Below are 20,410 nucleotides of genomic sequence, written 5' to 3'. Positions count from 1 at the left end.
CCCGGCACCCGCTCCCGCCCCACATGAGGAATCGGTGAGAAGCGGCACAACGGGGAACGAAGCGCCGGGCCCCGCTCGTCCCACCAGCGGGATGAACAAGACGATCAGGCGCGCCTCGGTCTTCTGCCTGCTGCTGGTCCTCGCCCTCCTGGGGCGGGCGACCTGGGTGCAGGCGTACCAGGCACGGGCGCTCGCAGACGACGACCACAACCGGCGGAAGACCATCGCGCAGTACGCGCAGCCGCTGGGCGACATCATCGTGGCCGGCTCCCCGGTCACGGGCTCGAAGAGGACGGAGGGCAGCGACCTCGCGTACAAGCGGACCTACCCGCAAGGTGACCTCTACTCGGCCGTCACCGGCTACGGCTCGCAGGCGTACGGCTCCACCCAGTTGGAAGGGATCTACAGCTCGGTCCTCGACGGCACCGACGACCGGCTGAAGAATCCGCTGGACGCGCTGACCGGCAAGCAGGCCGAGCCCGGCGACGTCGTGACCACGATCGACCCGGACGTCCAGAAGGCGGCGCGCGACGCGCTCGGGGACGACAAGGGCGCGGCCGTGGCGATCGACCCGCGGAGCGGACAGATCCTCGGCATGGTCTCCTCGCCCTCCTACGACCCGTCCACGATCAGCGGGACCAACGACGGCGACACCTGGCAGAAGCTGCTCACCGACCCGGACAAGCCGCTGGTCAACCGGGCGCTGCGGCAGCCGCTGGCGCCCGGTTCGACGTTCAAGCTGGTGGTGGCGTCCGCCGCGCTGGAGAACGGCCTCTACGGCTCGGTCGACGAGCCGACGAAGAGCCCCAGCCCGTACACGCTGCCCGGCACCAGCACCCCCCTGAGGAACGAGAGCGCCTCCGCCCCCTGCGAGAACGCCTCGCTGCGCGTGGCGCTCCAGTACTCGTGCAACAACGTCTTCGGCAAGGTCGCCGCCGACCTCGGGCAGGACAAGGTGCGGGCGATGGCGGAGAAGTTCGGCTTCAACACCGAGAAGCTCGACGTGCCGGTCCGGGCCTCGAAGAGCGTGTACCCGACAAAGATGGACAAGGCGCAGACGGCGCTCACCGGCATCGGCCAGTTCGAGGTGACCGCCACCCCGTTGCAGATGGCGATGGTCTCGGCGGCTCTGGCCAACGGCGGTGAGCTGGCAGCCCCGCACATGGTCTCCAAGGTGACCGACGGGGACGGCGGCACCCTGGAGGACTTCGCGGACGGCGACACGGAGCGGATCGTCTCCGCGTCCACCGCCGAGCAGCTGCGCAGCGCCATGGTCACCGTGGTGGAGCAGGGCACCGGCACCAACGCCCGGATCTCCGGCGCCGAGGTGGGCGGCAAGACGGGCACCGCCGAGAACGGCGTGGACAACAGCAGCACCCCGTACGCCTGGTTCACCTCGTACGCGAAGTCCGGCGGCCAGGAGGTGGCGGTCGCGGTGGTCGTGGAGGACTCCGGCGCGGCCGCCTCCGAGGTCAGCGGCAACGGCCTCGCGGCGCCGATCGCCCGGAAGATGATGGAGGCGGCGCTGCGGCGGTAGGGGCGTGTCGAAGCGCTTGCGGGACGCGGTACGCTCACGCCCCGCCCCGCACTCCGGGCGGTGACGTCACCGCACGGGCCGGGGGTGCACGGGATCGAGCGCAGGGACGAGGTAGCTGTGGGCGCAGCCGTCGACGATGCCGCCGCCGAGTTCCATGAGTTCTTCGAGGCCCACTACGCCGAACTCGCCCGCCTCGCCCATCTGCTGACCGGTGAGGCCGATGCCGCCGACGATCTCGCGGCCGACGCGCTGCTCGCGCTCTGGCACCGCTGGGACCGGGTCCGCGAGGCCGGCCACCCGGTGGCGTACGCGCGCGGGGTCGTCGCCAACCTCGCCAGGACCCGCATCCGCAGCGCGGTGCGCGAACGCCGCCGGATCGCGCTGTTCTGGGCGCCGCGCGGCGGGGAGGGCGGCACCTCGGACGGTCCGGACGTGCCGGCGGTGATCGACGTCCAGGAGGCGCTGCGCCGGCTGCCGTTCCGCAAGCGCGCCTGTGTGGTGCTGCGGCACGCCTTCGACCTCTCGGAGCGGGACACCTCGCTGGTGCTGGGGATCTCGGTGGGTACGGTGAAGAGCCAGACCTCGCGCGCCGTCGCGGAACTGCAACGGCTGCTGGGGGACGTCCTGCCGATCAGGGTCGGACAGGCCGGGGCGTCTGGTGCGGTGCATCGCAAGGCGCCGGAGCATCGTGATAGCGGAGCTGTCGGGATGCTCCGGCAACGCGGCGAGGTGCCGCACCAGACATCGCGGCCTGTCCGACCCTGATCGGCAGGACGTCCCCCAGGCCCGAGACGCCCGCCGCGCGGGTCCGGGTGGCCGTCGCGGCGCGGCACAGCGGAGGAGACCGGTGAAGGACCAGGAGCTGACCGGGCGGCTGCGGGACGCCGCCGAGGCCCACCGCCCCGACCGGGAGCGGATGCTGGCCCGGGTCGAGCGGGGCATGGCCGGTGCCCCGGTGACCGGGGCCGTACGCCCGGCGCGTGCCGCGCACCCGTGGCTGCGGGTCGCGGGTGCAACAGCGGCGGTCTGCGGGGTGCTGGCGGCGGGTACGTTCGCCGTCACATCGGCGGGCGGCAAGGGTGACGCACGCGGCGGACAGGTAGTCGCGGCACCCTCGTCCGCCTCGCCCTCGCCCCCCGGGAAGGCGCCGGCGCTCGGCGCGCTGCGCCCCGAGGACGGGCCGCTGTGGACGGGCGGCGTGGTCGACCCGCACAGCAACGCGTACTGGGCGCAGAGCAATGTGACGCTGCGGACGACCGAGCCGCTGTCCTCGCTCACCGTGGAACTGCGGATCGCGCTCACCGGCGGGGTGAACAGCACCGGCTCCTGGCGTTCGCTGCCGGAGCCGGACTTCACCGTGTCGGCGACCGAGGACGGCGGCTACCTGGTCTACCGGTGGACGCTGAGGGCCGGCCGGACGGTCCCGGCCGGCACGCACACGTTCGCCGGGCAGTACAACCACGCGCAGGGCGAGCGGGACGCGACCGGCGACTACGTGACCGCGCACGCCGTCCGGGTCACCGGCCGGCCGGCCGCGGTGGGCGACCGCTTCGGCCAGGACCGCTGACCGGACCGCTGACCGGCGGACCGCCGGCCGGCATGGCACTCCTCAGGGACGCCAGTCGCCGAACCAGGCGGCCGGGGTGTGCCGGCGGGCCTCGGCGGCGGTCAGCCGGGGGCGGTTGGCGGGTACGGTGACGCGCGCGCCGGGGCCGGTGTTGCGGTACTCGGCGAAGCGCTGCTCCTGCCACGGGAAGCCGGCCGACATCGTCCCGTACGGCTCGTCGGTGTCGATGCCGGCGCCGAGGTGGCTGTCGCGCACGGTCAGCATGGGGTGTGCGGTGAGGTCGGACGAGGGCACCCAGGGGCGGGCCAGCTTGAAGTACCCGTCGGGGGCGGTGCTCGTGACGCGGGAGCGCAGCACCAGGAAGCCGTGCGGGTTGGTCCCCGCGGTGCTGGGCGCGAAGACGAAGCCGTGGGGCGGGGCCGACAGGTCGGTGCGGGCCAGGGTGCGGAAGTGGCAGCGCTCCAGGACGGCCGACGCGCGGCCGAAGACGAAGTCGACGTCCCCTTCGACGTAGCAGTCGCGGTAGTACTGGCGGGCGAAGTCGGTGAGGGAGGCGGAGTCGGCGTACAGGGTGTCCTGGTGGCCCAGGAAGCGGCAGCCGTGGAAGGCCGAGCGGTCGCCGGTGACCTTGATGGCCACGGCCTGGGTGCCGGTGTAGTCGGGGTGGCCGGCGCGCAGCCAGTCGTTGGCGAAGGTCAGGTGGCGGGCGGTGAGTCCGGCGGGCCGGGCGGTGACGGTGGCGGACCCGCTGGTGCCGTACGTGCCGGAACCGTCGGGCAGCGGGGTGCCGTTGGCGTTGTCGTACACGATCACGGTGTCGCGCGGGTCGCCGCTCGCGCCGATGAGGGTGAGTCCGGTGCGTGCGGCGGGGATGTCGACGGTCTCCCGGTAGGTGCCGGGCGCGATGACCAGGGTGCGGCCGGTGCCGGTCGCGGCGTCCACGGCCGCCTGGACCCGGGTGTGGTCGCCGCGGCCGCGCGCGTCGACGTAGAGGGTCGCGGGGTCGAGGCGGCGGGCGGGTGTGCCGTAGCGCCCGAAGGGTCGGTCGTGGGCGAGGGCCGCGGGGGCGGTGCCGAGAGCGAGGGCCGTGGTGCCGCCCGCGAGGAGGGCGAGAGCGGTTCGTCTGCTGGGCATGGGCGGGTACTCCACTTCCTTGCGTTCCTGGCGTTCCTTGCGGGTGCGAGGGCCCCGCCGGCGCCCGGGGGCGCCGGCGGGGAGGGGTGGTACGGGTCAGGCGCCGGGCAGCCGGCCGGTGCCCGCTCCGATGCCCACGACGAGGGGGACGAGCAGCGGGTGGTCGATCCGGTTGCGCAGGGTCGGCGTCCAGCCGGCGCCCGAGGTGAGGTGCTCCTCGGGGACGCCCGCGTTGTGGACGGCGATCAGGTCGGTCCGGCGGCCGTTGACGTAGTTGTCGCCGGCCGTGAGCGAGGACTCGGACCACTTCTTGAGGATCTTCGCCTTGTCGAACTCGCCGCTCAGCGTGAACGCGTTGTGCTCGGCGACGAGGTGCGACTCGGCGCCGACCCCGAAGGAGTAGCCGTAGACGCTGCCCCGGGTGGCGACGAAGTAGTTGTTGTACGAGTCGACCTGTCCGAAGCGGACGCGGGGCGCGCGCTCGTTGACGTCCTTGAAGAGGTTGTGGTGCAGGGTGACGCGGAGCTTGCCCCGGTCGGTGTCCCCGGCGCCGTCGCTGTTGCCGAGGAGCATCGTCTTGTCGTGGTCCTTGAGGACGTTCCAGGAGACGGTGACGAGGTCGGCGCCCTTGACGATGTCGAAGAGGCCGTCGTGCTGCTGGTACAGCTCGTTGAAGTAGGAGGGCTGGTCGGCGTCGGGGCGGTCGCCGTCGCTGAAGGTGTTGTGGTCGACCCAGACGTGGTCGGAGCCGTAGACGACGAGGTTGTCGTACTCGGAGTTCCAGTGGCCGGTGTCGCCGTCGGTCGGGTCCCACTGCGGGAAGCAGTCGTAGGTGTCCTCGAAGGAGATGTTGCGGACGATGACGTTGGAGACGTTCTGGATCTGGAGGCCGGCGCCGATGACCGTGGCGTTCCGGCCGACGCCGACGAGGGTGGTGTTGGACGGGACGTAGACGTTGACGGCGGCCTTCTGGAGCTTGGCGGAGGCGAGCCGGGCGTCCTCCAGCGGACCGGAGGGGACCTCATCGCGGCCCCAGGTGTCGGGGTCGTAGGCGGCGAGGTACTTGTCCAGCGTGTAGCCGTCGGTCTGGTACGCCTCGCAGTCGATCGGGTTGCCCTCGGCGTCGGCGTTGCCGTGGATGGTGCCGTCGATCCGGACGATCTTCGGGGCGTCGCCCGCGTCCTTGAAGGCGGCGATGAGTTCGGCGCGGTTGCGCACCGTGTAGACGTGGTCGGGGGTGGCGGCGGCGCCGCCGGTCGTGGAGCCCTCGGCGGAGGCCCAGCCGTCGCCCTTGGCGAGGACGGCGCGCTCGATGCCCTTCGTGCCGGGGTGCGGGGTGGTGGCCTGGGCGGGGATGGCCAGGGCGAGGGACAGCGACGCGCAGCCCATCGCGACGGCGATGGCACGGGCGCGCATTCTGTGTGTGGACATGACAAATCCTCGGTTCTCGTGCGGGACCTGCGGGAAAGGGAGAGGGGGGTTGCCGGGCGTGGAGCGTCAGGCCTGCGGCCGGCCGATCCACGCCCCGGGTACGTGTCCGCCCAGGCGGCGCGGCCAGTACGGGGCGAGTGCCCGCGCGTCGAGCAGGGCGCGGGCCGTCATCCGGGCCACCTCGATGGCACCGGCGGGGCGGAAGTGGGTGTTGTCCTGCCGGCCGCCCGGGTGCGGGGCCGGCGGGCGGCGCCGTGCGCCGGGGCGGGGGTGGCGGCGGGCGCCGGGGGCAGTGCGGCGAGCGCGGCCGCGGTCTGTCGGCGGGTGAGTGACACGGTTGGAGCTGCCTCTCTCGTGGGTGCGTACGCAGAGGTCGTGCTCGGCGGATCAGGAGAGCGGATGCCAGGGCTCGGGGCCCGGGGCAGGGGCGGCGGCGGGTCCGTTCGTACGGTGTGTCCCGCCGCCCGCCCCGCGTCACGGGGGCCGGCCGGTACTCGGGCCGGGGTCAGCCGTTGCCGATCTCCTTCCACTCCTTCTGGGCCTTGTTCAGCTCGTCGGCCATCTTGTCCAGGAAGTCCTTGGCCGTGGTCTTGCCGAGCAGCAGCTTCTGGAACTCCGGCTCGTTGTCGGCCTTGCTGATGTTGTTCCAGTCGGGCAGGTAGTACGGCAGCTGCACGATCTTGGTGGAGCCGTCGGTGAGGGCCTTGGCGGCGAGCTCGGTCGGCGCCGCCTCGCTGATCCACGGGTCCTTGGCGGCCTCGGTGTTGGCCGGGATGGCGCCCGCGGACTCGTTCCACTTGCTGTTGGCCTCGTGCGAGGCCGCGAACTCGATGAACTTCCAGGCGGCCGTCTTGTTCTTGCTCGACCGGAACAGGCCGAGGCCGTCGACCGGGTTGGAGACCTGGACGCGGGTCCCGCCGTCGCTGATCGGGTTGGGGACGCCGGCGAACTTGTCCTTGCCGAGGGCCTTCAGGTGGTCCTGGTAGGAGCCGAGGTTGTGGCTGAGCATGCCGATGGTGCCGGTGTCGAACTGGGCGACCATCTTGGTGAAGTCGTTGTTGACGTCGGCGGAGGGCGTCGTCTTCTTGTAGAGCGCGACGTACTTCTCCAGCGCCGTCACGTTCTTCGCGTCGTTGAGGGTCGTCCTGTCGCCGTTCCAGAACTCCGTGATGCCCGACTGCCCGTAGGCCGCGTCGATGGCCTGGGCGATGGAGCCGGCGCCGCCGCGGATGGTGTAGCCGAACTTGTTGTGCTTGGAGTCGGTGAGCTTCTCGGCCGCCTCGTAGAACTTGGCCCAGGTGGTGGGCGCTTCGAGACCGGCCGCCTCGAACAGGTCGGTGCGGTACCAGAGGGCGCCGTTGTTCGCCGAGGTCGGCACGGTGTACATGTCGTCGCCGCGCCCCGCCGCGTCCTTGACGCTCTCGACCATGCCCTCGACGAGCTTGCCGTCGAGCGAGGAGTCCTTGATCCGGTCGCCCAGCGGCTCCAGTGCCTCCTGCGACACCATGTTGGCGAGGTAGGCGGTGCCGACGCCGCCGACGTCCGGCAGGCCGCCGCCCGCGATGGCCGTGTCGTACTTGGACTGCACGTCGGCGATCGGGATCGGCACGTACTTGACCTTGATGTCCGGGTACTTCTTCTCGAAGTCCTTGATGATCTCGGTCCAGACGGCGGTACGGGGACCGCCGTTGTTGTCCCAGAAGGTGATCTCGCCCTTGCCGCTGCCCTCGTTGCCGGTGTCGCTGCCGTCGTCGCCGCACGCGGTCGCGGTCAGGGCGAGCACCGCCGCGAGGGAAACGGCGGCCGTGGCGCGCCCCCGCTGCGACTTCGAGATGTTCATGATCGGCTCTTCTCTCTCGGTTCTCTCGGTTCGTACGCATGAGTGGGGGGTTCGGTGGCCGGTGGTCCCGGCCGGTACGGGTGCGGTCACGCGGTGACGTGGAAGCGGGTGAAGCGGGCGGTCCCGGCCGGGCCGGTACCGGGCGGCGCGGTGGCGAACAGGCCGAGCAGCGCGCCGACCCAGCGCCACGGGGTGGCGGCGAAGACCTGGCCGGACGGCCGGAACCCGGCCCCGTCCCCGGTGTCGGCAGAGAACCGGCAGCGGGCGCCCGGGGCGACCTCGATCCGCAGCCGGGCCGTGGCCCCGGGCGCGGGCCTGCCGGGCGCGGCGTCGCGCTCGGCGGTGGCGCCCGGCTCGGCGAACCGGTGCACGAGCCGTACCCCGCCCCCGGCCGGCCGCTCCAGGCCGATCCAGCCGAACGCGTCCCCGAGCACCGCCAGCCCCGCCTTCGCCCCGGGGGCCTCGCTGTCGAGGGCGAGCGCGACCTCGACGGTGAACGTCTCGGCGGGCAGCCGCTGGACCAGCACGTGGGGCAGGGCCCGCAGGTCGTGCGCGTACGCGGTCCGTACACAGCTGAGCCGCAGCCCGTCCCCGGCGTGCTCGACGGTCCAGCCGGGGCGCGGGTTGGCGGTCCACTGCCACTGCCTGCCGTGGCGGCCGCCCGGAAAGCTGTCGTCGCAGGCCGGGGCTTCCACGGGCTGGGCGGGCAGAGCGGGCTTGGTGTGCCTGGTGACGGGTTCGCCCGCGTCGCCGATGACCGGCCAGCCGTCGCTGTCCCAGCGCATCGGCTGGAGGTGGACCACCCGCCCGTAGGCCCCGCGCTCCTGGAAGTGCAGGAACCAGTCCTCACCGGCCGGGGTCGTGACCCAGGCGCCCTGGTGCGGGCCGTTGACGTCGGTGCGGCCCTGGGCGAGCACGACGCGTTCCTCGTACGGTCCGAAGAACTCGCGCGAGCGGAAGGCGCCCTGCCAGCCCGTCGCCACCCCGCCCGCCGGGGCCAGGATCCAGAACTCGCCGTCGCGCCGGTGGAGCTTGGGGCCCTCCAGCGTGAACCAGCCGGGCAGCGTGTCGGCGTCGATCAGGATCCTGCCCTCGTCGAGCAGTTCCCGCCCGTCGGGGCTCATCCGGTGGCCGGTGAGCCGGTTCTTGACGCCGGAACGGGACTTGGCCCAGGCGTGGACGAGATAGGCCTCGCCGGTCTCCTCGTCCCACAGCGGGCAGGGGTCGATCAGCCCCTGGCCGGCCTTGAGGAGGTGGGGCTCGGTCCACGGGCCCCGGATGTCCTCGGCGCTGATCTGCTGGATGCCGTGGTCGGGATCGCCCCAGAAGATCCAGAACCGTCCGGCGTGGTGGCGCAGCGACGGCGCCCACACCCCGCAGTCGTGGCGGGGCACGGCGAAGTCGGCGGCCGGCTCCAGGCGGTCCAGGGCGTGCCCGGTCAGGGTCCAGTTGACGAGGTCGCGCGAGTGCAGCAGCGGGAGCCCGGGGACGCGGCCGAAGCTGGAGGCGGTGAGGTAGAAGTCGTCGCCGACCCGCACGACGTCGGGGTCGGACCAGTCCGCGTCGAGCACCGGGTTGCGGTAGGTGCCGTCGCCCTGATCGGCGGTCCGGGGGCGCTCGGCGGGGGCGTTCACGCGGTCACCGCCCGGCGGACGAGGGCGGCGGCGCCGGCCCGGTCGAGCCGGCCGTCCGCGACGACGGTGACGATCCGGCGGACGAGGGTGGCGCCCGCGGGGACGGGGAGCCGTTCGGCGGCGGCGAGGGACGAGCCGACGCCCGGGTACTCGGCGGTCCGCACGAACCACGGGTCGCGGCGGGTCTCGTCGGTCGCCCCGGCGAAGACCAGGGACCAGCCGTCGCCGCGGAGCGCGACCCAGTCGGCGGCCCGCCCGTGCACCGCCTCCTCGCCGTCCGCCGAAGCGCTGAACACGGCGGGCGGCGCGGGCTCCTTGGGGGCGCGCCAGAAGAAGCCGCCGTATCCGGCGCCGGGGCGGCCGTTGGTCGCGGGGCTGCCGATGGACAGGTCCGTGGAGCCGGGGTTGGTGAGCGAGAAGGAGAGGTCGAGCGCCCAGGCGGTGTCGGAGAGCGCGACGGTGGCCACCGTGCGGTGTTCGCGCAGCAGTTCGCCGCCGTCGGCCTCCCAGCTCAGCTCCTGGACGAATCCGTCCGGGTCGCACAGCTTCCAGCCGAGGTGGCGCTGCACGCCGTGGTTGTCCAGCTCGGTCGGCCCCCGGCCACGAACGAAGGTGCGCCCGCCCCAGAAGTTGCGCCCGGCGACGTCGGGGACGGCGACGGATGCGCCCAGGTGATGGAGGTGGTCGGCGGGGCGCTCCTCGGTGACGGGGGTGCCGCCGAGGGTGGTGACCGGGTGGAGGTAGGGGCGTCCCGCGGTGGCGGGGAGGTAGGTGTAGCGGCCGACCGGGCGGCCGGCGCAGCTGAGGAGTGCGGTGGTCACGGGGAGCTCACCTCCGTGGGGAGTGCCCAGGGGGCGCCGAGTTCGGAGAAGAGCGCGAGGGTCTCGGCGCCGGACGCGACGAGGGCGTCGATGCCGCGCACCACCCGGCGGGTGGCGCCGGAGCCGGGCGCGGCGGCGGTGTGCCAGGCGCCGGACGGCAGGGCGCGGGGTTCGGGGGCGGTTCGTACGGCCTCGACGACCTCCATGAACGCGCCGGTGTTCCGCGGCGGTACGAGGAGCGGCGTGTCCCGCACGAGGTGGTCGACCAGGTTCTCCAGAAGGTCGGTCCGCCCGTGCACCGTCTCCAGGGGGCCGTGCCCGGCCCGCTGCACGAGGACGCGGTCCTGCTTGTACCAGAAGGTGATGCGGCCGCGGTCGCCGTGGACGATGACGTAGGGCTCCCCGGCCTGTTCCGCGCAGAGGGTGACGGCGGCGGTGACGGGCGGGCCGGAGGTGGTGGTGACGCGTACGCAGGAGGTGTCGTCGGCCTCGATGTCGTGGGCGCGGAAGAGTTCCAGGTCGATGGAGGCGACGTCCTCGGCGGTGGTGGTGCCGGCGAGTTCGAGTGCGGTGGCGACGGCGTGGGCGAGCGGGTTGGTCAGGACGCCGTCGACCACGTCGGTGCCGCCGAGCCTGCGCCGCCCGGCCCAGGGCGCCCGCCGGTAGTAGGCGTCGTCGCGGACCCAGGCGCCCGCGGCCCCGTAGCCCCGTACGGTGCCGATGGCTCCGGTGCGCACGAGTTCGCGGATGGCGGGTACGGCGTGCGAGCCGAAGGACTGGAAGCCGACCTGGCAGGCGATGCCGGCGTCGCGCACCCCGGCCAGGATGCGGTCGAAGTCGGCGCGGGTCGCGGCGGGCGGCTTCTCCAGGAGGAGGTGGACGCCGCGTCCGGCCGCGGTGAGGGCGAGGTCGGTGTGGGTCTGGATGGGGGTGCAGATGACGGCGGCGCGGGCCCCGGTGGAGTCCAGGAGGGCGCCGAAGTCGGCTGACTGCTCGGGGAGTTCACCGGCGAAGGCGTCGAGTTCGGAGGCGTCCAGCGGGGTGAGTTCGCAGATGCCGGCGAGCCGGACGAGGCCCTGGTGCTGGAGGCGGCGGATGTTGGCGAGGTGCCAGCGGCCGTGTCCCCGGGCGCCGGCGAGGACGATCGGGACGGGCGTGGTGGCGAGCGGCGTGTTCATGTCCGTCACCCCTTCACGGCGCCGGCGCTGAAGCCGGTGATCAGCCACTTCTGGATGAAGGCGAAGACGATCACCACGGGGACCGCGGCGATCACCCCGCCCGCCGCCAGCGCGCCCAGGTCGACGCTGTCCGCGCCGATGAGGGTGTTCAGGCCGACCGGGATCGTCTGCTTGTCCTGCTCGCTGAGGAACATCAGCGCGAACAGGAAGTGGTTCCAGCTGTGCACGAAGGCGAAGGAGCCGACGGCGATGAGGCCGGGCCGCAGCAGCGGCAGCACGACCGCGCAGAAGGCCCGGAAGCGCGAGCAGCCGTCCACCCAGGCGGCCTCCTCCAGCGAAGGGGGCACGTTCTTGATGAATCCGCTGATCAGGATGATGGAGAGGGGCAGCTGGAAGACGGTCTCGGCGATGACCACGCTCCCCAGGGAGTTGATCAGCTGGAGGTTCTTGAAGATCTCGAAGAGCGGTACGAGCATCAGCGCGCCGGGGATGAACTGCGAGCACAGCAGCGCCAGCATGAAGCCGTTCTTGATCTTGAAGTCGAACCGGGCGAGCGCGTAACCGCCCGCCAGCGCGACGAGGGTGGTGCTGATCAGGGTGCAGATCCCGACGATCATGCTGTTCTGGAAGAAGAGGGCGAAGCTGCGCTCGTTCCAGACCTTGGAGAAGTGCTCCCCGGTCATCGGCCACGGCACCAGCGAGGTGGAGCCGGCGGGCCGGACGGCGAAGAGGAACATCCAGTAGAACGGGACGAGTGTGAAGACCAGGTAGACGCCGAGCGGCACGTAGATCTGCCAGCGCGGCACCTCGTCGAAGGCGCGCTCACGGCCGGGCCTGCGGCGGGGCGTGGCGGGCGGCGGGCCGGCGGGGGCGGCCGGCCGAGCGGAGTGGGTGCCGTTCTTCTCGGCGAGGGCGGCAGTCACTTGTGGTCGCCTCCGAACTTGCTCAGGCGCAGATAGACGATCGAGCAGAAGAGGAGGATCACGAAGGCGACGGTGGTGAGCGCGGAGGCGTAGCCGAAGTCGTGGCCCTCGATGCCTGTGTTGGCGACGTAGAGCGGCAGGGTGGTGGTCTCGCCGGCCGGTCCGCCGCCGGTGAGCGTGTAGAGGAGGTCGACGTTGTTGAACTCCCAGACGCCGCGCAGCAGCGTGGACAGGATGATCGCGTCGCGCAGGTGGGGCAGGGTGATGTGGAAGAACTGCCGCATCCGTCCGGCGCCGTCGACGGAGGCCGCCTCGTACAGCTCCTTGGAGACGGACTGGAGGTCGGCGAGGATGAGGATGGCGAAGAAGGGGACCCCGCGCCAGAGTTCGGCGACGGTCGCGGCCCAGAAGACGGTTCCGGTGTCGGAGAGCACGGAGGTGCCGTAGTCGCCGATCCCGGCGTCCGCGAGGTAGCGGCTGAAGCCCGTCGAGGAGTTGTAGAGCAGGATCCAGATGGTGCTGGTCAGCACGCCGGAGACGGCCCAGGGCGAGAAGACCATGGCGCGGGAGATGCCCCGGCCGATGAAGCTCTGGTTCACGATCAGGGCCAGTGCGAGCCCGAGGGTGAGCTGGAGCGCGACCTGCACCACGACCCACTGGGCGCTGAAGCCGAGCGTCGTCCAGAACTGGTCGTCCTCGGTGAAGATCCGGGTGAAGTTGTCGAAGCCCGCGAAGCCGTTCCGCCAGGGTTTGGTGACGTTGTAGTTCTGCAGGCTGTAATAGAAGACGCTGACCACCGGGTAGGCGATGAAGCCGAGCATCAGCAGCCCCGCGGGGGCGATCAGCAGATACGGCAGCCGGCGGGGGCTCGCGGAGCGGCGCCTGGGCACCTTGGGCGGTGTGGCCGCGGCGGAGGCTTGGGCCATGACACGTCTCCGTTCTCTCTGTACGGGGGTGCGGGTGGTGCGGGGGTGGTGCCGGGCGGTGCGTGCAGTGCGCAAGCGCTTACCGCATGGTGTTCGGTATGCCGAACAAGGCGGGCGCCGGAATTCCTCTGGGGCCGTTCAGCCGGCGTACGGGTCGGGCACTTCTCCCGGCCGGGCCAGGAAGGCGAAGTCGCAGCCGGTGTCGGCCTGGGTGATCTGGTCCTGGTAGAGCGCGCCGTAGCCGCGCTCGTACCGCTGGGGCGGCGGGGTCCACTCGGCCCGGCGCCGGGTCAGCTCCTCGTCGGACACGCCGAGGTCCAGCCGCCGCGCCTCGACGTCCAGGGTGATGAGGTCACCGGTACGGACGAGCGCGAGGGGCCCGCCGACGTAGGACTCGGGCGCGATGTGCAGCACGCAGGCGCCGTAGCTGGTGCCGCTCATCCGGGCGTCGGAGAGCCGCACCATGTCCCGTACGCCCTGCTTCAGCAGGTAGTCGGGGATCGGCAGCATGCCGTACTCGGGCATGCCAGGACCGCCCTTGGGACCGGCGTTGCGGAGCACCAGGACGTGGTCCGCGGTGAGCGCGAGCGCCGGGTCGTTGATGGTGCGCTGCATCTCCTTGTAGTCGTCGAAGACGACCGCGGGACCGGTGTGGCGCAGCAGGTGCGGTTCGGCGGCGATGTGCTTGATGACCGCGCCGTCCGGGCAGAGGTTGCCGCGCAGCACCGCCACCCCGCCCTCGTCGGCGAGGGGGTGGTCGCGCTCCCGGATGACGTCGCTGTTGTGCACGAGCGCCCCGTCGAGCTGTTCGCGCAGGGTGTCGTGGGCGACGGTGGGCCGGTCCAGGTGCAGGACGTCGGTCAGCCGGGCGAGGAAGCCGGGCAGCCCGCCGGCGAAGTGGAAGTCCTCCATGAGGTACTGCCCGCCGGGCCGGAGGTTGGCGAGCACGGGGACGGTACGGGCGATGCGGTCGAAGTCGTCCAGCGTCAGCTTGATCCCGGAGCGGCCCGCCATCGCGATGAGGTGGATGACGGCGTTGGTGGAGCCGCCGAGAGCGAGGACGGTGGCGACGGCGTCCTCGTACGCCTCCGCCGTGAGGATCTCCGACAGTTTCCGCTGCTGCCACACCAGTTCGACGATCCGGAGCCCGGACCGCGCGGCCATCCGGTCGTGGCCGGAGTCGACGGCCGGGATGGAGGAGGCGCCGGGGACGGTGACGCCGAGGGCCTCGGCGGTGGCGGTGAGGGTGGAGGCGGTGCCCATGGTCATGCAGTGGCCGGGTGAGCGGGCGAGGCCGTTCTCCAGTTCGCCCATCTCGCAGTCGCCGATGAGCCCGGCGCGCTTGTCGTCCCAGTACTTCCACATGTCGGTGCCGGAGCCGAGGACTTCGTTGCGCCAGTGCCCGGGGAGCATCGGCCCGGCCGGTACGAAGACGGTCGGCAGGTCGACCGACGCGGCGCCCATCAGCAGCGCCGGGGTCGACTTGTCGCAGCCGCCGAGCAGCACCGCGCCGTCGACCGGATAGGAGCGCAGCAGCTCCTCGGTCTCCATCGCCAGCATGTTGCGGTAGAGCATCGGGGTCGGCTTCTGGAACGTCTCCGAGAGCGTGGAGACCGGGAATTCGAGCGGGAAGCCGCCCGCCTGCCAGACCCCGCGCTTGACGGCCTGCGCGCGTTCGCGGAGGTGGACGTGGCAGGGGTTGATGTCGGACCAGGTGTTGAGGATCGCGACGACCGGCTTGCCGAGATGCTCCTCGGGGAGGTAGCCGAGCTGCCGGGTGCGGGCGCGGTGGCTGAAGGAGCGCAGCCCGTCGGTGCCGTACCACTGGTGGCTGCGCAGTTCCTCGGGGGCGATGCGGGCGGCGGTCATATGGACCACCCGGCGATCTCGTCGGCGACCTCGGCACGCTGGGCCTCGGGCAGCTCCCGGCTGGGCGGGCGCACCGCGCGGTCGCACAGCCCGAGGGCGGCCAGGGCCTCCTTGATGACGGTGACGTTGTTGGCGGACTGCCGGTCGGCGCGCAGCTCCTCGAAGCGGCGGATCTGCTCCCAGACCTTCATGGCGGCCGGGTGGTCCCCGGCCCGCAGCGCCTCCAGCATGGCCAGCGAGACGCCGGGCGCCACGTTGACGAGACCGGAGGTGAATCCGGTGGCCCCGGCGGAGAAGTAGGACGGCGCGTACAGCTCGGCGAGCCCGGCGACCCAGACGAACCGCTCCAGCCCCGCGTCCCGGGCGAACGCGGCGAACCGGGCGGCGTCCGGCACGGCGTACTTGACGCCGATGACGTTGGGGCAGCTGTCGGCGAGGGCCGCGAGGCAGGCGCCGTCGAGGTGCGGGTTGCGGATGTAGGGGACGACGCCGAGTCCGGGGACGGCCTCGGCGATGGCCCGGTGGTAGTCGACCCAGCCGTCCTGCGAGACGTACGGGTGGACGGGCTGGTGCACCATCACCATCTCGGCGCCCGCGTCCCGGGCGTGCTCGGCGGCGGCGACTGCGGTCGGCACATCGTGCCCGACGCCGACCAGGACCGTGGCCCGGCCGCCGGCCTCCTCGATGGTCAGCTCGGTGACGGTGCGCCGCTCCTCGGGGGTGAGCGCGTAGAACTCCCCGGTGTTGCCGTTCGGGGTGACGATGCGCACGCCGCCGTCGAGCAGCCGGTGCAGCAGGGCGCGGTGCGCCGCCGTGTCGATGGTCCCGTCCTCGGCGAACGGGGTGACCGGGATCGCCACGACATCTGCGAGGGCCGCCTTCAGCGGTGTGAGGTCCATGCGGACTGGCCTTTCGTCGGTGTGCGGGGTCACGCCGCGTCGCCCCCGTCCTCGTCGTCGGGGAAGGCGCGGCGGACGAACGACGCGATGTGGTCGTGCAGAGCCCCGGCGGCCGCGTCCGCGTCGTCGGAGAGCGCGAGCCGCAGGATCTCCCGGTGCTCGGCCGCCTCCCGCTCCCAGGACGGGATGGCCGACCAGGCGACCGTCGACACGAGCGCCGCCTGATCGCGGACCTCGTCGAGCATCCGCGCCAGCAGCGGGTTGCCGCAGGGCAGGTAGAGCGCCCGGTGGAAGTCCCGGTTGGCGAGCGAGCGGTCGGCCTTGTCGCCCGCCGAGTCCGCCCGCTCCAGGGCCTCCTGCGCCGCGTCGAGGGACGCCTTGCGGGTGATGGCGCGGCGCAGCGCCTCGGGTTCGAGCAGCAGCCGTACGTCATACACCTCGCGGGCCATGGCCGCGTCGACCAGCCGCACGGTGGCGCCCTTGTACTGGCTCATGACGACGAGCCCGGTGCCGGCGAGCGTCTTGAGCGCCTCACGGACGGGGGTCTTGGAGACCCCGAACTGTGCGGCGAGCTCGGTCTCCACGAGCGCCTGCCCCGGCCTCAGTTGCGCCGTGAGGATCGCGTGCTTGATCGCCTCCAGCACGTACTGGGTGCGGGACGGAATCGGGGTGGGCGCAAAGGTCATGGGTGAAGGGCTCTCACATCTCGCGTATCGCGTCTCATATATGACGTACGAAGTACGACGCGATGAAGCTAGAGGCGCCGCAAATGTTTCGTCAACGCTTCTGACAAAAGAACTTCGCGGAACCAGGACATGCGCCGTACACGTATTCCGCGTCCCCTCCCGGGGGCCCGGCGGGGTACGGCAACTGCCCGATGCCTCGCGGGGGCCTCAGTCGCCAGCCTGACTGGGCAACGGATGCGCAGGTCAGGAAGGTTCGGTGGGTGCGATGGCGGCGGGGCGGGTACTGAGGGACCGGACGGCGGGGCTGTTCCTCGCGGCGGTCGTCGTGTCGGGATTCGGCAGTTCGGCGATGACCCTGGCAGCCGGGATCTGGGTCAAGTCGCTGACGGGCTCGGACAGTCTGGCCGCGCTCGCGCTGTTCGCCGTCTGGCTCCCGGTCCTGTGCGGCCCGCTGCTCGGCGCACTGGCCGACCGCCTGCCGCGCAAGCCGCTCCTCGTGGGCACGAACCTCACCATGGCCGCGCTGCTGACCACCCTCACGACGGTGGACTCGGCGGGACGGGTCTGGCTGCTGTTCGCGGTCCTGGTGCTGTACGGCTGCGCCTCGGTCCTGCTGGACTCCGCCGAATCGGCCCTGGTCGCGGGGGCCGTGGCCCCCGCCCTGCTCGGGGACTTCAACGGCCTGCGGATGACGGCCAACGAGGGCATGAAGCTGGTGGCCCCGCTGACCGGCGCCGCGCTGTACGCCCGCTTCGGCGGCGGCGCGGTGGCCCTGCTGGACGCGGTCTCCTTCACCCTGGCCGCCGGACTCTACGGTCTGCTGCGGGTGCGGCGGACGGCCCCCGCACCCCGTGGCGCGGGCGGCTGGTCCGCCGGGCTTCGGCAGCTGTGGGGCTCCCCGGTGCTGCGCCCCCTGGTCCTCGCCGCCTCGGCCACGATGCTGTGCGCGGGGCTCAACGGGGCGACCCTGTACGCCGTCGTGGACGGCACGCTGGGCCACTCCCCCACGTTCGCGGGGCTGCTCTCCGTCGCGCAGGGCGTCGGGTCCGTCGCGATCGGGCTGCTGGCGGGCCCGCTGATGCGCCGGTTGCCGGGACGGGTGTTCCCGGCGGCCGGGATCGCCGTGTTCGGGCTGGCGGTGGGCCTGCGGGCGGTGCCCGACGACGCGGTGGCGCTCACCGCCTGCGCCCTGATCGGGGCCGGGCTGCCGTGCGTGCTGATCGCCGCGCTGACGGCGGTGCAGCGGGAGACGCCGGACGCGGTGCTGGGCCGTACGGCGGCGAGCGCGGACACGCTGATGATGTCGCCGAACGCGGTGGCGCTGGGTATCGGCGCGGTACTGGTGGCCCGGGTGGAGATGGCGGTGCTGCTGCCGCTGGTGGGCGCGGTGGCCCTGCTGACGGCGGCGCTCCTGCTCACGGGCCGGCGGGAACCCGTCCCCGCCGGCCCGCGCGTGTCACCCGAGGCGTGAGAGTGCCCCGGCGACGGCTTCCAGGTCCGGGCCGGAGGCCAGCCCCCCGTGGTACAGCCGCAGTTGGTCCGCCCCGAGCGAGGCCGCGTGGGCGGCGTCCCGCTCCAGCGTGTCCGGGCTGCCGCCCATTCCCCGCACCACGGTGAGGTTGGCCGCGATGATCCCGTCCCGGCCGGCGAACGGCCCGAGCACGGCCTCCCGCACCGCGTCGGTACCGGTGCAGGGCAGCACCACCCCGTCCGCCACGGTCAGGACGTGCCCGGGTTCGACTCCCACGTTCGCCCCGGACCTGTACGGTGCCGGATCGGCGTGCAGCAGCACCTGGAACCCGGGCGCCGCGGCCTCCCGCACCGCACCGGCCACCGCCTCCTGAAGCCCCTGGGCCACCTCGGTCCGCCACCGCAGGGTGGCCGCCGCGAGATCGGCGCCGAGCAGCCGGCCGACCGCGTCCCACCCGGCGTCCGGGGCCCCGCCACCGGCCCAGACCGGCTCCAGCGCACCCCGTACGGCCGCGCCCAGTTCCTCGGCGTCCAGCCCCTGCCCGGCGTAACCGGCCCGGCAGGCACCGCAGAAGCACAGCGACATCAGATACTGCGCCGCGTCCCCGAGCCCGACGCCCGCCACCTTGTCGTGGGCGTGCAGATGGGCGAAGCCGTACCAGCCGCAGGACTCCAGCTCGGTGCCCCGCACCCCCTCCCGCACCGCGGCCTCCGCCGCCAGGTCCACCAGATAGGCCCGGACCTCCGGCTGCGCGACGCAGGGCGCCCACGGGTAGAGGTCCCCGTAGGCATTGACCACGGAGGTCCGCGGATGCTCCGCGCCCAGCCGGGAGTTGTGCGCGAGCACCACCCAGCTGTGCACGTCGAGCCCGGCACCGGCCAGCGCGCCCGCTGCCTCGGCGAAGGGGTCGTCCGAGGCGACCCACGCCTGCTCGTACGGGCGCAGCGCCCGCCCCGCCCACCGCGAGGCGTCCGGCGGATACAGCACCGCCGCGTGCTCGGCGGTGACGATGCGGCGGGCGGGATGGCGGGGGGTCAGCGCCCGGGTCGAGTGGTAGGCGGAGGCGAGCGTCACCTGCTGGACTCCGAGGTCCGCGATGCGGGCGGCGGCGTCGGGGTCCCCCACGACGTCCCACGGATAGAGGAAGACGGAGGCCCTCACGCGCGCCCCCCGGCCCCGTGCCGCTCCAGCAGCGCGCGGCCGCTCGCGATGATCTCCGTCAGCTCCTCGATGTGCGCGGCCGGCGGCTCGGTGAGCGGGCTGCGCACCTCCCCGACGTCCAGCCCCTGGAGCCGGACGCCCGCCTTGACCAGCGACACGGCGTAACCGCGCCCCCGGGCCCGCAGCTCGACGAGCGGCCGGTAGAACGTGTCCAGCAGCGCGTTGACCAGCCCGTCGTCGCCGGAGTCCAGGGCCCGGTAGAAGGCCAGGGCGATGTCCGGGGCGAAGGCGAAGACGGCGGACGAATAGAGCGTGACGCCGATGCCGCGGTAGGCGAGGCCGGTGAGTTCCGCGGTGGGCAGCCCGTTGAAGTACAGGAAGTCCCGCCCCGGCAGCCCGGTCCTGACCGCGCTGACGATGCGCTGCATCAGGTCCAGGTCGCCGTAGCCGTCCTTGAGGCCGATGATCCCCGGCGTCTGCGCCAGGGCGACGACCGTCTCCGGGGCGAAGACCGCGTTGTCGCGCTGGTACACGATCGTCTCGATGCCGGTGGCCCCGGCCAGCGCCGTGTAGTGCGCCAGCAGCCCCGCCTGGTCCGCCTGCACCAGGTACGGCGGCATCGCCAGCAGCCCGTCCGCGCCGGCCTCCTCGGCCAGCTCCGCGAACCGGACCGCCAGCGCGGTGCCGTATCCGGCTCCCGCCACGACCGGCACCTGTCCCGCGGTCTCCTCCACCGCGGCGGCGACGACGAGCCGGAACTCCTCCGGCGTCAGCGCGTGGAACTCCCCCGTGCCACAGCACGCGAACACCGCCGCCGCACCGGCGTCGACGCCCCGGCGGACGTGGGCCCGGAAGGCCTCCACGTCGACGGAGCCGTCCGCGCGGAAGGCGGTAACGGGGAAGAACAGCGGCCCGGCGACAGCGGTAAGCCGGACGGCAAGCGGATCTGAGCTCACGGGCGCTCCCTGAAGCGTGCGCATCTCTGATTAACGTCCACACATATGAACGCCCTCCAAGCTAGGCCCCTCCGGGCGCCGCGGTCAAGGCGGGCGGCACCCCCGGGGGCTCGCCCCGTCCCGGGCCGACCGGTTCCGTCCTCAACCGCCGGACAGGCTTGAACGCGCCGCCGGCCCCCGCGGGCTTGCCCCGTCCCGGGGTGGAGGGTTCCGTCCCCAATCGCCGGACGGGCTCAAAAGCACGCCTGCGCGCCGTGGGTGGGGNCCGGGGTCCCTCCGGGGCGTCTCCTCAAACGACGAACGTTCCGCCGGTACGCAGTCGTACCCGGGTATCCGTTCGTCGTCCTGCGGGGACTCCCCTGCACGCCCCCGGACCG

General features: G+C 72.7%; 17 protein-coding genes. 4 read left to right on the top strand and 13 right to left on the bottom strand.

Translation table 11 applies throughout. From position 1 onward, the window contains the following. Positions 1–91: 91 nt before the first annotated feature. The 3 genes from B082_RS0118420 (at position 92) to B082_RS0118410 (ending at position 3,104) form a co-directional block, all read left to right on the top strand. Entirely contained in the window at positions 92–1,537 is a 1,446-nt protein-coding gene (locus B082_RS0118420) for a peptidoglycan D,D-transpeptidase FtsI family protein (RefSeq protein ID WP_018553293.1), read from the top strand. Positions 1,538–1,654: 117 nt separating this feature from the next. Then, positions 1,655–2,302, top strand: coding sequence for a SigE family RNA polymerase sigma factor (locus B082_RS0118415; RefSeq protein WP_018553292.1), 648 nt, complete (start codon positions 1,655–1,657; stop codon positions 2,300–2,302). 82 nt (positions 2,303–2,384) lie between these two features. After that, positions 2,385–3,104 (top strand): hypothetical protein, encoded by a 720-nt coding sequence (locus B082_RS0118410; RefSeq protein WP_018553291.1) that lies wholly within the window; start codon positions 2,385–2,387, stop codon positions 3,102–3,104. A 42-nt stretch (positions 3,105–3,146) separates the two neighbouring features. Here B082_RS0118410 and B082_RS0118405 read toward each other — a convergent pair whose 3' ends face one another. From B082_RS0118405 to B082_RS0118350, 11 genes are all read right to left on the bottom strand, one after another. Then, positions 3,147–4,238 carry a pectinesterase family protein gene (locus tag B082_RS0118405; protein ID WP_026249928.1) on the bottom strand — a complete coding sequence of 364 codons (1,092 nt, stop codon included), beginning with the start codon at positions 4,236–4,238 and terminating at the stop codon, positions 3,147–3,149. 96 nt (positions 4,239–4,334) lie between these two features. Further along, on the bottom strand, positions 4,335–5,669 hold the full coding sequence (locus B082_RS0118400) for a pectate lyase family protein (RefSeq protein WP_026249927.1): 1,335 nt from the start codon (positions 5,667–5,669) through the stop codon (positions 4,335–4,337). Between the two features lie 505 nt (positions 5,670–6,174). Continuing rightward, on the bottom strand, positions 6,175–7,509 hold the full coding sequence (locus B082_RS0118390) for an ABC transporter substrate-binding protein (RefSeq protein WP_018553287.1): 1,335 nt from the start codon (positions 7,507–7,509) through the stop codon (positions 6,175–6,177). A gap of 86 nt (positions 7,510–7,595) precedes the next feature. Continuing rightward, positions 7,596–9,143 carry a glycoside hydrolase 43 family protein gene (locus tag B082_RS0118385; protein WP_018553286.1) on the bottom strand — a complete coding sequence of 516 codons (1,548 nt, stop codon included), beginning with the start codon at positions 9,141–9,143 and terminating at the stop codon, positions 7,596–7,598. After that, entirely contained in the window at positions 9,140–9,964 is an 825-nt protein-coding gene (locus B082_RS0118380) for a PmoA family protein (protein ID WP_018553285.1), read from the bottom strand. The genes B082_RS0118385 and B082_RS0118380 overlap by 4 nt, the downstream gene beginning before the upstream one ends. Next, complete coding sequence (locus B082_RS0118375; protein ID WP_037710449.1) at positions 9,961–11,142, bottom strand: Gfo/Idh/MocA family protein; 1,182 nt, start codon at positions 11,140–11,142, stop codon at positions 9,961–9,963. Before B082_RS0118375 ends, B082_RS0118380 begins: the two co-directional genes overlap by 4 nt. A gap of 5 nt (positions 11,143–11,147) precedes the next feature. After that, a complete protein-coding gene (locus tag B082_RS0118370) occupies positions 11,148–12,065 on the bottom strand; it encodes a carbohydrate ABC transporter permease (RefSeq protein ID WP_018553283.1) in 918 nt (305 codons plus the stop codon). Next, complete coding sequence (locus B082_RS0118365; protein ID WP_018553282.1) at positions 12,062–12,991, bottom strand: carbohydrate ABC transporter permease; 930 nt, start codon at positions 12,989–12,991, stop codon at positions 12,062–12,064. The genes B082_RS0118370 and B082_RS0118365 overlap by 4 nt, the downstream gene beginning before the upstream one ends. 138 nt (positions 12,992–13,129) lie before the next feature. Beyond that, a complete protein-coding gene (araD, locus tag B082_RS0118360) occupies positions 13,130–14,860 on the bottom strand; it encodes an L-arabinonate dehydratase (RefSeq protein WP_018553281.1) in 1,731 nt (576 codons plus the stop codon). Continuing rightward, the gene (locus tag B082_RS0118355; protein ID WP_018553280.1) at positions 14,857–15,759 is read right to left on the bottom strand and encodes a dihydrodipicolinate synthase family protein; all 903 of its coding nucleotides are present in this window, start codon (positions 15,757–15,759) and stop codon (positions 14,857–14,859) included. Before B082_RS0118355 ends, araD begins: the two co-directional genes overlap by 4 nt. A gap of 29 nt (positions 15,760–15,788) precedes the next feature. Next, positions 15,789–16,445, bottom strand: coding sequence for a GntR family transcriptional regulator (locus B082_RS0118350; protein ID WP_018553279.1), 657 nt, complete (start codon positions 16,443–16,445; stop codon positions 15,789–15,791). A 265-nt stretch (positions 16,446–16,710) separates the two neighbouring features. On the opposite strand from B082_RS0118350, the gene B082_RS0118345 reads away from it, so the two are divergent. After that, positions 16,711–17,916 (top strand): MFS transporter, encoded by a 1,206-nt coding sequence (locus tag B082_RS0118345; protein ID WP_018553278.1) that lies wholly within the window; start codon positions 16,711–16,713, stop codon positions 17,914–17,916. Here B082_RS0118345 and B082_RS0118340 read toward each other — a convergent pair. Together B082_RS0118340 and B082_RS0118335 are read right to left on the bottom strand one after the other, a co-directional pair. Further along, the gene (locus B082_RS0118340) at positions 17,902–19,077 is read right to left on the bottom strand and encodes a hypothetical protein (protein WP_018553277.1); all 1,176 of its coding nucleotides are present in this window, start codon (positions 19,075–19,077) and stop codon (positions 17,902–17,904) included. The two genes, B082_RS0118345 and B082_RS0118340, sit on opposite strands and share 15 nt — an antisense overlap. After that, a complete protein-coding gene (locus tag B082_RS0118335; RefSeq protein ID WP_018553276.1) occupies positions 19,074–20,033 on the bottom strand; it encodes a 5-dehydro-4-deoxyglucarate dehydratase in 960 nt (319 codons plus the stop codon). Before B082_RS0118335 ends, B082_RS0118340 begins: the two co-directional genes overlap by 4 nt. Positions 20,034–20,410: the final 377 nt, after the last annotated feature.

This window comes from Streptomyces sp. ATexAB-D23 (genome assembly GCF_000373645.1).
GTDB classification, from domain to species: Bacteria; Actinomycetota; Actinomycetes; order Streptomycetales; family Streptomycetaceae; genus Streptomyces; species Streptomyces castrisilvae.
Note: the sequence above shows the minus strand (reverse complement) of the source record. Positions and strands in the feature narration are given on the sequence as shown.

Excerpts from the sequence above, each read along its gene's own strand:
- B082_RS0118420 (WP_018553293.1), top strand. The coding sequence starts at position 92 with ATGAACAAGACGATCAGGCGCGCCTCGGTCTTCTGCCTGCTGCTGGTC.
- B082_RS0118405 (WP_026249928.1), bottom strand. The coding sequence starts at position 4,238 with ATGCCCAGCAGACGAACCGCTCTCGCCCTCCTCGCGGGCGGCACCACG.
- B082_RS0118400 (WP_026249927.1), bottom strand. The coding sequence starts at position 5,669 with ATGTCCACACACAGAATGCGCGCCCGTGCCATCGCCGTCGCGATGGGC.
- B082_RS0118390 (WP_018553287.1), bottom strand. The coding sequence starts at position 7,509 with ATGAACATCTCGAAGTCGCAGCGGGGGCGCGCCACGGCCGCCGTTTCC.
- B082_RS0118375 (WP_037710449.1), bottom strand. The coding sequence starts at position 11,142 with ATGAACACGCCGCTCGCCACCACGCCCGTCCCGATCGTCCTCGCCGGC.
- B082_RS0118365 (WP_018553282.1), bottom strand. The coding sequence starts at position 12,991 with ATGGCCCAAGCCTCCGCCGCGGCCACACCGCCCAAGGTGCCCAGGCGC.
- araD (WP_018553281.1), bottom strand. The coding sequence starts at position 14,860 with ATGACCGCCGCCCGCATCGCCCCCGAGGAACTGCGCAGCCACCAGTGG.
- B082_RS0118355 (WP_018553280.1), bottom strand. The coding sequence starts at position 15,759 with ATGGACCTCACACCGCTGAAGGCGGCCCTCGCAGATGTCGTGGCGATC.
- B082_RS0118350 (WP_018553279.1), bottom strand. The coding sequence starts at position 16,445 with ATGACCTTTGCGCCCACCCCGATTCCGTCCCGCACCCAGTACGTGCTG.
- B082_RS0118345 (WP_018553278.1), top strand. The coding sequence starts at position 16,711 with ATGGCGGCGGGGCGGGTACTGAGGGACCGGACGGCGGGGCTGTTCCTC.